Source organism: Brachybacterium ginsengisoli, assembly GCF_002407065.1.
Lineage (GTDB): Bacteria > Actinomycetota > Actinomycetes > Actinomycetales > Dermabacteraceae > Brachybacterium > Brachybacterium ginsengisoli.
Genome location: NZ_CP023564.1, coordinates 323250 through 335732 on the forward strand (window position 1 = coordinate 323250; position 12483 = coordinate 335732).

Annotated in this window: 9 protein-coding genes; all 9 read left to right on the plus strand. The window is 71.6% G+C overall.

Going from position 1 to position 12483, the window contains the following annotated elements; all coding sequences use genetic code 11:
• Positions 1 to 70: 70 nt before the first annotated feature.
• Positions 71 to 1603, plus strand: coding sequence for a type 2 periplasmic-binding domain-containing protein (locus CFK41_RS01445; protein ID WP_096798071.1), 1533 nt, complete (start codon positions 71 to 73; stop codon positions 1601 to 1603).
• Between the two features lie 73 nt (positions 1604 to 1676).
• Positions 1677 to 2666: an ABC transporter permease gene (locus CFK41_RS01450; protein WP_096800880.1), complete on the plus strand. Its 990-nt coding sequence runs from the start codon at positions 1677 to 1679 to the stop codon at positions 2664 to 2666.
• An 8-nt stretch (positions 2667 to 2674) separates the two neighbouring features.
• Entirely contained in the window at positions 2675 to 3553 is an 879-nt protein-coding gene (locus tag CFK41_RS01455; RefSeq protein WP_096798072.1) for a carbohydrate ABC transporter permease, read from the plus strand.
• Positions 3554 to 3620: 67 nt separating this feature from the next.
• A complete protein-coding gene (locus tag CFK41_RS01460) occupies positions 3621 to 5696 on the plus strand; it encodes a rhamnogalacturonan lyase (protein ID WP_096798073.1) in 2076 nt (691 codons plus the stop codon).
• A 43-nt stretch (positions 5697 to 5739) separates the two neighbouring features.
• Positions 5740 to 8400: an exo-rhamnogalacturonan lyase family protein gene (locus CFK41_RS01465; protein ID WP_227873161.1), complete on the plus strand. Its 2661-nt coding sequence runs from the start codon at positions 5740 to 5742 to the stop codon at positions 8398 to 8400.
• Positions 8397 to 8756 carry an L-rhamnose mutarotase gene (locus CFK41_RS01470; RefSeq protein ID WP_096798074.1) on the plus strand — a complete coding sequence of 120 codons (360 nt, stop codon included), beginning with the start codon at positions 8397 to 8399 and terminating at the stop codon, positions 8754 to 8756. The genes CFK41_RS01465 and CFK41_RS01470 overlap by 4 nt, the downstream gene beginning before the upstream one ends.
• Positions 8757 to 8795: 39 nt before the next feature.
• Positions 8796 to 9794, plus strand: a complete 999-nt coding sequence (locus tag CFK41_RS01475; RefSeq protein WP_096798075.1) for an alpha/beta hydrolase — start codon at positions 8796 to 8798, stop codon at positions 9792 to 9794.
• A 4-nt stretch (positions 9795 to 9798) separates the two neighbouring features.
• On the plus strand, positions 9799 to 11199 hold the full coding sequence (locus CFK41_RS01480) for a BNR-4 repeat-containing protein (RefSeq protein ID WP_227873162.1): 1401 nt from the start codon (positions 9799 to 9801) through the stop codon (positions 11197 to 11199).
• Positions 11196 to 12224 (plus strand): glycoside hydrolase family 43 protein, encoded by a 1029-nt coding sequence (locus CFK41_RS01485; RefSeq protein ID WP_227873163.1) that lies wholly within the window; start codon positions 11196 to 11198, stop codon positions 12222 to 12224. The genes CFK41_RS01480 and CFK41_RS01485 overlap by 4 nt, the downstream gene beginning before the upstream one ends.
• Positions 12225 to 12483: the final 259 nt, after the last annotated feature.

Consider the following 12483-nt stretch of genomic DNA (forward strand, 5'->3'; position numbering starts at 1 on the left):
CTCCCCTCGACGCGGCACCACCTCCCTCGCGACGTCGCACCCCGCGGCGGCGCCACAGAAAGGAACAAGGATGTTCTCTCGACGCACACTGCTCGGAGGCGCCACCGCCGGAGCCGCCACCCTCGGACTCGCCGCCTGCGGCGGCACCGGGGGAGGCTCGGGCGACGCCGGAGCCGAGATCACCTCGCTGCGGATCATGGCTCCGCTGCTCTCCGACACGGCACCGGACCCGGAGGGCGCGCTCCAGAAGGCCGTCGAGGAGCTCATCGGCATGCCTCTGGAGATCACCTGGGTCCCGAACTCCAGCTACGGCGACCGCGTCACCGTGACCATGGCGTCGGACAGCATCCCCCACGTCATGGTGCAGACCGGGAAGACCGCCGAGTTCGCGCAGACCGCCGAGGCCGGCGGCTACTGGGACCTCACCGACATCCTGCCCGAGTACCCGAACCTCACGCCCGAGAGCGAGGAGGTCGCGCACGGGGCGAGCATCAACGGACGCACCTACGGCATCTTCCGCCTGCGCGATGCGATGCGCGCGGCGATCAGCATCCGCAAGGACTGGCTGGACACCCTCGGCCTCGACGAGCCCGAGACCACCGACGACCTCATGGAGATCGCCCGCGCCTTCACCGAGGACGACCCCGCCGGGGACGGCTCGGCCACCACGGGCCTGATCATCCCGGCCTGGAGCGGGTACGGGAACAACGGCCCCTACGACCTCTGGGAGACCTGGCACGGCACCGCGAATGTCTGGAAGGACGAGGGCGGGAAGCTCGTCCCGGCCTTCCTCGCCCCGGAGTTCCTCGAGGCGAACCGCACGATGCGCGAGATGGTCGAGGCCGGGCACGTCAACGCCGACTTCGCCACGATGGACAGCGCCACCTGGAACGAGCCCTTCTTCACCGGGCAGGGTGGCCTCATCGCGGACGTCTCCTCGCGCGGCATGCAGCTGATGGGCCTGTTCAAGGACGCGGACCCCGAGGCCTACGGCGACAAGGTCACCATGGTCGGGAACCTCAAGAACCCCGACGGGACCCTGTGGGCGCTGCCCACCCCGGGCTTCTCCGGCTATCTCTCCATCCCGAAGGCCGCGGTGCCGGGCGACGCCCAGCTCGCCACCGTGCTCGCCGCCCTGGACAAGCTCTCCTCCGAGGAGGGCCAGCGCCTGCTCAACAACGGCATCGAGGGCGTCAACTACGAGGTCGACGGAGGGCAGGCGGTCGCGATCGAGAGCGATGAGGCCTCGCTCGTGCAGAGCGACGTCTCCGCCTTCGCGCAGATCGGCAGCCAGTCCAACGGCTACATCGGCTATCCCTCCAAGCCGGAGGGAGAGGCCGAGGCCGCCCTGGACGAGAAGCGATTGGCCTTCCACGAGGAGGACTCGGCGTCCGCGGTGTTCAACCCCGGCGCTGCGTACATGTCGAAGTCCTATCTCCAGAACGGCGCGATCCTCGACCAGATCGTGGTCGATGCCCGTCTGAAGTACCTGGCCGGCCAGATCGACGAGGCAGGTCTCACCGCCGAGCTCGAGCGCTGGACGAGCAGCGGCGGCCAGCAGGTGGTCGACGAGATGAACGAGCTGTACCAGGGCTCGAACTGACGATCGGCCGACGGGGGCGCCGCACCGCACGCGGCGCCCCCGTCCCCACCACGAGGACGGATGGACCATGGTCATGACCAACAGCCCCGGCGCCGCCGCGCCGGTCCCGCTGGCGGTGGAGGAGCCGCCCGCCCCCGCGGCGAGCGGCCCCCGCCGCCGACGGAGCCTGCTCCGGCGTCTGCGCCGCTCCCCGGTGCTCTACCTGATGCTGCTGCCGGGCATCGTGTACTTCGCGGTGTTCAAGTACGCCCCGATGTACGGCATCACGATCGCCTTCCAGGACTACCTGCCGTTCCTGGGGATGCAGGGCAGCCCCTGGGTGGGCTGGGACCACTTCCAGCGGCTGTTCAGCGGTCCGGACTTCGGGCGCCTGCTGAGCAACACCCTGATCCTGGCCTTCCTGAACATCGTCATCGCGTTCCCGGCGCCGATCATCGTGGCGCTGATGCTCAACGAGCTGCGCAAGCAGATGCTCAAGAAGTTCATCCAGACCGCGATCTACATCCCGCACTTCCTGTCCTGGGCGATCGTCTCGGGCCTGACCTACCTGCTGTTCGCGCTCGACATCGGCCCGATCACGGTGCTCTTCAACGATCTCTTCGGCGGTCGGGTCAACTTCCTGGCGGATCCCGACTGGTTCCGGCCGCTGATCATGACGCAGACCCTGTGGAAGGGCACCGGCTGGGGCACGATCATCTATCTCGCGGCGCTCGCGGGCGTGGACAAGCAGCTCTACGAGGCCGCGATGATCGACGGCGCCGGCCGCTTCCAGCAGCTGCGCCACGTCACCATCCCCGCGATCATCCCGACGGTCATCATCATGCTGATCCTGAACATCGGGAACTTCCTGGACACCGGGTTCGAGCAGATCTACATGCTCACCAACTCGCTGAACCGCGACGTCGCGGACGTCTTCGACACCTACGTGTACTTCATGGGCATCACCAACGGCGCCTACAGCTACTCGACGGCCATCGGCCTGTTCAAGTCGCTCGTCGGCCTCGTGCTGATCCTCGGGGCGAACTGGCTCGCCAAGAAGTTCACCGAGTCCTCACTGTTCTAGGAGCCCCGATGTCCATCCAGCACGACTCCCGACGGGACCGGATCTTCGACGGCGTGAACATCGCGCTCCTGCTCGCCTTCGCGGCGGTCACGATCCTGCCGTTCCTCTACGTCCTCGCCGCCTCCTTCGCGAGCGAGTCCGAGATCGCCGCGCGACCGTTCTTCCTGTGGCCGGACTCGCCCACCCTGGAGACCTACCGCTACATCTTCTCGACCGACACCTTCCTGCGCTCCCTGGCGGTGACCATCGGGGTCACCGGTGTGGGCGCGCTGGTGCAGATCACGCTGACGATGCTGATGGCGTATCCGCTCTCGGACCCGAACCTCGTGGGCCGCGGTCTGATCATGCGCCTGGTGCTCTTCGCGATGCTGTTCTCCGGCGGCATGATCCCGATGTTCCTGGTGGTCAAGCAGCTGGGCCTGCTGGACTCCTACTGGGCGCTGATCCTGCCGCTGGCGATCAACCCGTTCAACCTGATCGTCATCCGCACCTTCTTCCAGCAGCTCCCGCACGAGCTGCGCGAGGCCGCGGAGATCGACGGCGCCAACGAGTTCACGACCTTCTGGCGGATCATGCTCCCGCTGTCCAAGCCGGTCATCGCCACGTTCTCGCTGTTCTACGCGGTGAGCCTGTGGAACGACTTCATGTCCCCTCTGCTGTACATCTCGGACAGCTCGAAGTGGACCCTGCAGATGTTCGTGCGCCAGGTGACGATCTCGAGCGATCCCTCGACCACGCTCGGCAACCTCGACCCCAACTACGTGCCGCCCAAGGAGGGCCTGAAGTTCGCGGTGATCGTCATCGCGACCCTCCCGATCATGCTCGTCTACCCCTTCCTCCAGAAGCACTTCGCCAAGGGCGTCATGATCGGCTCCGTCAAGGGCTGACCGGCGCTTCTCCCAGCAGTTCCTCAGCACCACTCCCCGCGATACCCATCCCCCGAACGGAGCAACGATGCACCCGAGGACCACCACCCCCGATCCGGCGCCGCACCCCGCTCGCCGCCCCCTCCCGTCAGCCCTGCACCGCTCGGCGGCGCTCCTGCTCGCCCTCCCGCTCGTGCTCGGCGGGGCGGCCGTCGCGGCGGGGGAGGCCGGCCCTGCCGCACAGTCCGCGCCCGCCGCACCCCTGCAGCGCGACGCCGAACGCCTCGATCACAGCCCCGTCGCCGCGGTCTCGGAGGGCGGCGTGCTCCTCTCCTGGCGCCTGCTCGGCGACGAGTCGATGGACACCCGCTTCGTCGTCTTCCGGGACGGGGAGCGGATCACCCCCGAACCGATCACCGACTCGACCAACCTGCTGGATCCGGACGGCACCGCGGAGTCCAGCTACCGCATCGCGATCGAGGGCGGGAACGCCAGCGGCACCCCGAGCCCCGGTGGGAACCAGGGCAGGAACCTGGTGTGGGCGAGCGAGGAGTTCACCCCGTGGGCGGAGCAGTTCCTCGACGTCCCGCTCCAGAAGCCGGCGGACTTCGTCGCCGTCGACGGCAGCACCCAGTCGTACCGCGCCAACGACACCCTCACCGCGGATCTGGACGGCGATGGGCAGCTCGAGCTGGTCGTGAAGTGGGACCCGACGAACTCGCAGGACAACTCCCGCCCCGGCCACACCGGGAACGTCTACCTCGATGCCTACGAGCTCGACGGCACGCAGCTGTGGCGCATCGACCTGGGCGTCAACATCCGCGCCGGCGCCCACTACTCCCAGCCGCAGCTCTACGACTTCGACTCGGACGGCCGGGCCGAGCTGATGGTCAAGACGGCCGACGGCACGGTCGACGGGGCCGGCACCGTGATCGGCGACGCCGACGCGGACCACCGCAACGCCGAGGGCTACATCCTGGAGGGACCCGAGTACCTCACCGCCTTCGACGGGGAGACCGGCGCCGCGCTGGACACCATCGACTACGGGGTCCCGCGGGGCACGGTCTCCGACTGGGGCGACGGCTACGGGAACCGCGTCGACCGCTTCCTCTCGGCGACCGCGTACCTCGACGGGGAGCACCCGTCGGCCGTCTTCGCCCGCGGCTATTACACCCGAGCGACCCTCTGGGCCGTCGACTTCGACGGCGAGCAGCTCAGCGAGCGCTGGCTGTTCGATTCGGACCAGCCGGGCAACGAGGGCTACGCCGGTCAGGGGAACCACAACCTCTCCGTCGCGGACGTCGACGGCGACCAGCGGGACGAGATCGTCTACGGCTCCGCGACCATCGACGATGACGGCACCGGCCTGTACTCCACCGGGCTGGGTCATGGCGATGCGCAGCATGTGAGCGACTTCGATCCGTCCCGACCGGGTCTGGAGGTGTTCTCCGTGCACGAGGACATGGGCGCGACCGGAGATCTCGGGGCGACCTTCCGTGATGCCGCCACCGGTGAGGTGTTCTGGTCCGTCCCGGCGAACAAGGACACCGGCCGCGGCGCGATGGCGGACATCGACCCCCGCCACGAGGGCGCCGAGGGCTGGAACGTCGGCTACGACGCCGAATGGGACTCCCCGGTCGGCTCCCTGCGCTCCGCGAGCGGTGAGCTGATCTCCACCGAGATCCCCGCGGCGAACTTCACCGCCCTCTGGGACGGCGACCTGCTCAGCGAGATCGTCGACCACGAGTTCGACGACGGCCCCCGCACCGGGGTCCCCACCGTCTCGAAGTGGGAGTACGAGAACCAGCAGCAGGTGGAGATCTTCCGCGCGGAGGGCACCGTCAGCAACAACGACACCAAGGGCAACCCGGCCCTGCAGGCGGACCTGCTCGGGGACTGGCGCGAGGAGCTCGTGTTCCGCACCGAGGACTCGACCGCGCTGCGGATCTACACCACCACCGATGTCACCGAGCACCGGCTGCGCACGCTGATGTCCGATCCCCAGTACCGGCTCTCCATCGCCTGGCAGAACGTGGCCTACAACCAGCCTCCCCACACGGGCTACTTCCTCGGGGAGGGCATGGAGACCCCGGCGGCCCCGTCGCTGCGGTACACCACCCCCGCACCGAAGGCGGAGCCCGTGCGCGGTCACGAGGGCGGCTGACCACCCGCCCCCAGGACCGCGCCCGCCCCGCCGAGAGGACCCCATGACCCACCGCCCGTCGTCGTTCCCCGAGACCACCCCGCTGCACCTGCTCGAGGAGCGCGGCGGGGCGGTCCCGGTCCCCACCCAGTTCGGCGTCCCGTGGCCGCGCGGGAGCCTGCCGGAGCCGGGCGGTTTCGCCCTCGAGCACGCGGGCGGCTCCCTCCCGGTGGACACCTGGGTCACCGCCCGCTGGCCCGACGGCTCGGTGAAGTGGACCGGGCACGCGGGGATCGCCCCCGACGGTGCGGCGCTCCTCGTGCCGGTCCCGGCCGTCGGCGAGGGTGCCTCCCCGGTCCGGGTCGAGGAGGGGCCGGGCGGGCGGATCAGCGTGGACACGGGGACGCTGCGCCTGGTGGTCGCCCCGCACGACAGCGCCCCGCTGCGCACCCTCGAGGTCGACGGGCGGGTCGTGGGCCGGGACGGGCGGATCCTCGCCTCCTCTCAGGCGAGCCCGGGGGAGGGCGAGCCGCGGCGCGAGCACGCCGTGCGCACCACGGCCGTGACGATCGAGCGCCGCGGACCGCAGCAGGTGGTGCTGCGCCTCGAGGGGCAGCACGAGGTGGCGGGGGAGGAGGTGCTGCCCTTCGTGCTGCGGCTGTACGCGACGGCGGGATCGCCGCGGCTGCGGGCGGTGCACTCGCTGGTCTGGGACGCGGATCCCGAGACGCTCTTCCTCACCTCCCTCGGGCTCCGCCTCGAGGTCCCGCTCCGCTCGGCTCCCCATGACCGCCACGTGCGGCTCGCCGGCTCCGCGGGCGGGTTCCTCACCGAGGCCGTGCGCGGGCTGACCGGGCTGCGCCGGGACCCGGGGGAGGAGGCGCGCGCCGCCCAGATCGCCGGCCGGGTCACCCCGGCTCCGGAGACCTGGGCCCCGGCCGTCTCCCGACGCCTGCCCCTGATCCCCACCTGGGACGCCTGGACCCTGCGCCAGCTCAGCGCGAACGGGTACACGGTGGCCAAGCGCACCGCCGAGGACCGGCCGTGGATCACCGCCGGCGGCGGCACCCGCAGCCGCGGCTACGCCTATCTCGGCGACCTCCAGGGCGGGATCGGCGTCGGGCTGCGCGACTTCTGGAAGCTCGTCCCCACCCAGCTCGACGTCAGCGGGGCCTCCACGGGCCTCGGCGCGGTGACCGCCTGGATGCACGCCCCGTCGGCCGCACCGATGGACCTGCGCTTCTATCACGACGGGCTCGGGCAGGACGATCACGCGGCGCAGCTCGAGGCACTGGAGATCACCTACGAGGACTACGAACCCGGGTACGGCGACGCCCGCGGCATCGCCCGCACCCACGAGCTCGTGATCGACGCCTTCGCGGCGACCCCCACCCACGAAGAGCTCGCGGACCTCGCCACGACCTGCGCGCTGCCGCCCCAGCTGCTCGCGTCCCCCGAGCGGCTGCGCGCCGCCGGGGTGCTGGGCACCTGGGACGTCGTGGACCGCTCCACCCCGCAGCGCGCCGTGATCGAGGACCGCCTGGTGTGGCTGCGGGAGTTCTACCGCGACCAGGTCGACCAGCGCGGCTGGTACGGGTTCTGGGACTACGGCGACGTCATGCACACCTATGACGCCGACCGCAGCACCTGGCGCTACGACGTGGGCGGCTACGCCTGGGACAACTCGGAGCTCTCCCCGGACCTGTGGCTCTGGCTGGACGCGATGCGCAGCGGCTCGGCGGACGCCTTCCGCCTGGCCGAGGCCATGACCCGCCACACCAGCGAGGTCGACGTCTACCACGCCGGTCGCTTCGCCGGCCTCGGCACCCGCCACAACGTCCAGCACTTCGGCTGCAGCGCCAAGCAGCTGCGGATCTCCAACGCCGCCTACCGGCGGCACTTCCACTTCCTCACGGCCGACGAGCGCACCGGGGAGCTGCTCGACGAGATCGCCGCCTCGGAGCAGGCGCTGCTCGCCGTCGACGCGACGCGCAAGGTGCGCGAGGACGTCTACGCACCGGACCCCCGCGCCCTCGCGATCGGGCTCGGCACCGACCTCGGCGCCCTGCTCGGCGCCTGGATCACCGCCTGGGAGCGGCACGGCGACGCCGAGGCGGAGCACAAGGTGCGCGGCGCGCTCGCCGGCGTCGGCGCCCTGCCCCAGGGGTTCTTCACGGGCGAGGCCCTCTGGGACCTGCAGACCCACCGTTTCGACGACTCCCGCGATCGGGTGCAGGTCTCCCACCTCGCCGCCGTCTTCGGCCTCGTCGAGGTGGTGGCCGAAGCGCGGGACCTCGTGGACGACCCCGCCTTCGAGCGGGCCTGGCTCGAGTACTGCCGCTACTACCTCGCCACCCCCGAGGAGCAGACCGAGCGCTTCGGCGCCCCGCTGACCGGGATCTCCCTGGTGCCGGCCTACAGCCGACTGCTCGCCGTCGCCGCCGCGGAGCACGAGGACCCGGCGCTCGCCCGGCGCGCCTGGGACGCGTTCTTCGTGGGCCTCGGCGACCAGCTCAACGTCAATGCCCTGGTGGCCGAGCAGGAGTGGCACCGCACCCGCGTCGACGGGCCCACCGTGCTCGAACCCGTCGACGAGGCGGTGTTCGTGTCCACCAACGACGCCGCCCAGTACGGCCTCGCCGCCATCCAGAACCTCGCGCTGATCGGCGATCATCTGGAGACCACCGACACCGACCCGACCCCCACCCCCAGGAGCCACGCATGAGCACCCCGGACCTCGACCGACTGCTGGCAGACAGCCCCGCCCGCAGCCCGCACCGCTGCTGCTTCGTGCTGCAGGTGCGCCCCGAGAAGCTCACCGAGTACGTCGGCGCGCATCAGGACGTCTGGGCCGAGATGCGGCAAGCGCTTGCCGAGGCGGGGTGGAGGAACTACTCTCTGTTCCTGCGTGCCGAGGACGGCATGATCATCGGCTACTTCGAATCCGAGGACGTCGAGGCGGCCCAGGAGGCGATCGCCCGCGCCGCCATCAGTCCGCGCTGGGAGGCGGCGATGAGCGAGTACTTCACCCCCGGCGGCGGCGAGAAGCAGATCCTGCCGCAGTACTTCCACCTCGCCTGACCCCTGTCGCCGCACCGCACCGCCCGAGAGGACCGACGCATGACCGTCACCGCCCCCACCGAGATGGAGCGCCGCCTGCGGGTCTTCGCCGCAGCCGCCGCCCGCGGCCCGCTCACCGAGGCCGATCACGACGCCTGGAACGCCTCCTACGGCCGCAGCGAGGCCTGGGACCTGCGGATCGAGCACCGCGAGGCGCCCGGTCCCCACGGCCCGGTGCCGCTGCGGGTCTACACCCCGATCGCCCCGGCCGACGGCCCGCGGCCCGTGCTCGTGTTCTGCCACGGCGGCGGCTTCATGCACGGCGACCTCGAGATGCCCGAGGGCGACCACACCGCCCGCGGCGTGGCCGGTCGGGCGGACGCGGTCGTGGTCTCGGTCGACTACCGGCTGTGCGATGCCCCGGGCGACGGCGAGCCCGCCCGCAGGATCCCCGGCACCGCCGAGGACCTCGACGTGCGCGCCCCGATCCCCTGTGACGACGTGATCGCCGCGGTGGACTGGACCCGCGCCTCCGCGGAGGAGCTCGGCATCGACCCGGACCGCCTGGCCCTCGGCGGCGCGAGCGCCGGCGGCAACCTCGCCGCCGCCGCCTCGCTGCGCCTGGCCGAGGCGGGCAGGGCCCCGGCCGCCTCGCTGCTGATGTACCTCGTCGCCCACCCGCTGAACCCCGAGGCCACCGAGGAGGAGGCGGCCGCGCTCGCCGAGCTGCCCCTGCAGCTCCGCTTCACCCCGGAGGGCATGCGGGGGATGAGCGAGAACTACCTGGGCGGTCCGCTGGAGCGGGCGACCCCGCACGACTTCCCCGGGCTCGGCACCCCGGAGCAGCTCGCGATCCTGCCCCGCACCTACATCGAGGCCGACGAGTTCGACGACCTGCGCACCAGCGCCCGTCGCTACGCCGAGCAGCTGGCCGAGGCAGGCGTCGAGGTCGAGTTCGAGGTGCGCCGCGGAGTCACCCACGGCCATCTCAACAAGGTGGGCCTGCCGCAGGCCGCCGAGTCCCGTGACCGCATGGCCGCCCTGATGCAGGAGCTCTGACCCCGTGGAGAACACCCTCCCCGTCTCCGACGTGACCGCTGCGATCAGCGACAACGGCGGATGGTGCTGGTTCCAGGACGAGCGCGCCCTGGTCGATGCCACCACCGGGACCCTTCTCGTCGGCGCCGTCGCGAGCCGCGGGGGAGCGGGGGGCGACCGCCGCGGCGGGGACGTGGACCTCCACGTCGTGGACCTCGACCGCCTCGGCGAGGCGGGCGCGGCCACCACCGTCACCCTCCACCCCGGCCTCGAGTCCGACGACCACGACAACCCCGCCCTGTGGCGCCGGGCCGACGGCCGCTGGCTCACCGTCTTCAGCCGCCACAAGAGCGACGACCTCACCCGCTGGCGGATCAGCGAGGGCGAGGACCCCACCGTCTGGGGGCCCGAGCAGTCCTTCGACTGGCGCACCCTGTTCGAGACGCCGGAGCAGGCCGAGGCGCTCGGCGGCGGGCGGGGCGTGACCTACCAGAACCTCCATCAGCTCGACGGGGTGCTGCACTGCTTCGTCCGCGCGATCAACGACGACCCCTGCTACCTCGTCTCGCACGACGACGGCGGCACCTGGCAGTTCGGCGGCCGCCTGCTGACCCGCGAGAAGGTCGGCTACGTCAACGGCTACGCCCGCTACGCCTCCGGCGCCCGTTTCGGCACCGACGACCGCATCGACCTGATCATCACCGAGCACCACCCGCGCGACTACGCGACCTCCATCTGGCACGGCTACCTGGCCGGCGGCCGGCTCCACCGCGCCGACGGCACGGCGGTGGGCGAGCTCGGCCGCGGCCTCACCGACCCCACGCTCCGCGCCGAGGACCTCACCCCCGTGCTCGGCAACGGCTCCGCCGCCGGCGGCGCGACCCTCACCCACGCCTGGACCACCGATCTGCGCCGCTTCGCCGACGGCACGCTCGTGGCGCTCATGACCGCCCGGGCCGACGACACCGCCGGGACCAGCACGGCCCGTCACGCCTGGGATGCGCCGACCCACGAGGTCGACCCGATCGACCACCGCTTCGTCCGCGCCGTGCTGCGGCCGGGCTCGGGCCGGTGGGAGGTCGCGGAGCTCGCCGAGGCCGGCCCGCAGCTCTTCCCGCACGAGGAGGACTACACGGGTCTGGCCACCATCGACCCCGACGACCCGCACGCCCTGTGGATCTCGACCGTCGTCGACCCCCGCACCGGGGCGACCCTCGCCCACCACGAGATCTTCCACGGGGTCACCCGCGACGCCGGCGCGAGCTGGACGTGGACCCCGGTCACCGAGGACTCGACGGCGGACAACATGCGCCCGATCGCCGTGCCCGGGGATCCCTCCCGCAGCGTGCTCGTCTGGTACCGCGGCAGCCTGAACACCTCCCAGGACTACGACGCCGAGGTGGTCGTCCAGGTGCGGCCGCGGTGACCACCCCCGACGCTCCGGAATACCCGCTGACCCTGCCGGAGATGCCCCTGCACGACCCGTACGTGCTCGCCGACGAGGCCACCGGCCAGTACTTCCTGTACACCTCGAACGTGGCGGCGATGAGCGGCGAGGACGTGGTGGGCACGATGGTCTACCGCAGCCGTGACCTGCGGCGCTGGTCACGGCCGAGCGTGGTGTTCCGGGCGGCGGAGCCCATGGCCGCCCGGCAGGGCGCCTGGGCCCCGGAGGTCCATGTCCACCGGGGCCGGTACATCCTCCTGGTCACGCTGCACGATGAGGAGGCGACCCTCCCGGTCCCCGCGGCCGACGGATACGGCCTCCCGGTCCCCGTGCGGAACCATGTGCGCGGCACCTTCGCGGCGGTCGCCGAGTCGCCGTCGGGCCCCTTCCTGCCCCTCGCCGAGGGGTCCCTGACCCCGCCCGACTTCATGGCGCTGGACGGCACGCTGTTCGTGGATCCCGAGGGCGACCCCTGGCTGGTCTACGCCCATGAATGGCTGCAGAAGATCGACGGGACCATCGAGGCGATCCCGCTGCGCGAGGACCTCGCCGCCGCCGCGGGGGAGCCGATCCACCTCTTCCGCGGCTCGGAGGCCGCCTGGCTCACCGCCGACCTGCCCCGGCCCTCCGCACACCAGCTCGCGCCCTACGTCACCGACGGCCCGCAGCTGCTGCGCGCGCCCTCCGGTGCGCTGATCATGCTGTGGTCCACCTACGCGAAGGACCGCGCCACGGCGACCGGGATGGTCGAGGGCGACTACGTCCAGACCTGGGCGGTCGCGGAGTCCGGGGAGCTCGCCGGGCCCTGGGTCCAGCAGGAGCCGCTGCTGCGGCAGGACAGCGGGCACGGCATGGTGTTCCGCGCCCTCGACGGCGATCGTCGCCCGCTGCTCATCGTGCATCGGCCGTTCCGCGATGCCCGCGGGAAGCTGTACGACCTGGAGATCGAGGGCTCCGGCCTGCGGATCGGCCGTCAGCTGACGGAGCTCGACGGCGGCGGATGAGCCGGACCGGATCGCCCCGGCCGTGACCTGATCGTGTCCGAGGAGATGCTCGACTCCCCTTTTTTCATGGGTTAGGTTAAGCCTCATCGCAGGGCGGGCAGAGACGCTCGCACCGCCGAGGGCACTGGAGCCGCGGCGTCGGCACTGCGATCCGACGAAAGGCATCCCCGATGAGCCTTCCCCTGCACCCGGCGCGCGCCGTGCGCGCCGCGGCGGCGCCCGGACGCACCCCCGGCGCGCCCCTGCTCCCCGGTGCCGA

Bases quoted from the DNA above. Each gene is read 5' to 3' on its own strand.
- CFK41_RS01445 (WP_096798071.1), top strand. From the start codon at position 71: ATGTTCTCTCGACGCACACTGCTCGGAGGCGCCACCGCCGGAGCCGCC.
- CFK41_RS01450 (WP_096800880.1), top strand. From the start codon at position 1,677: ATGACCAACAGCCCCGGCGCCGCCGCGCCGGTCCCGCTGGCGGTGGAG.
- CFK41_RS01455 (WP_096798072.1), top strand. From the start codon at position 2,675: ATGTCCATCCAGCACGACTCCCGACGGGACCGGATCTTCGACGGCGTG.
- CFK41_RS01460 (WP_096798073.1), top strand. From the start codon at position 3,621: ATGCACCCGAGGACCACCACCCCCGATCCGGCGCCGCACCCCGCTCGC.
- CFK41_RS01465 (WP_227873161.1), top strand. From the start codon at position 5,740: ATGACCCACCGCCCGTCGTCGTTCCCCGAGACCACCCCGCTGCACCTG.
- CFK41_RS01470 (WP_096798074.1), top strand. From the start codon at position 8,397: ATGAGCACCCCGGACCTCGACCGACTGCTGGCAGACAGCCCCGCCCGC.
- CFK41_RS01475 (WP_096798075.1), top strand. From the start codon at position 8,796: ATGACCGTCACCGCCCCCACCGAGATGGAGCGCCGCCTGCGGGTCTTC.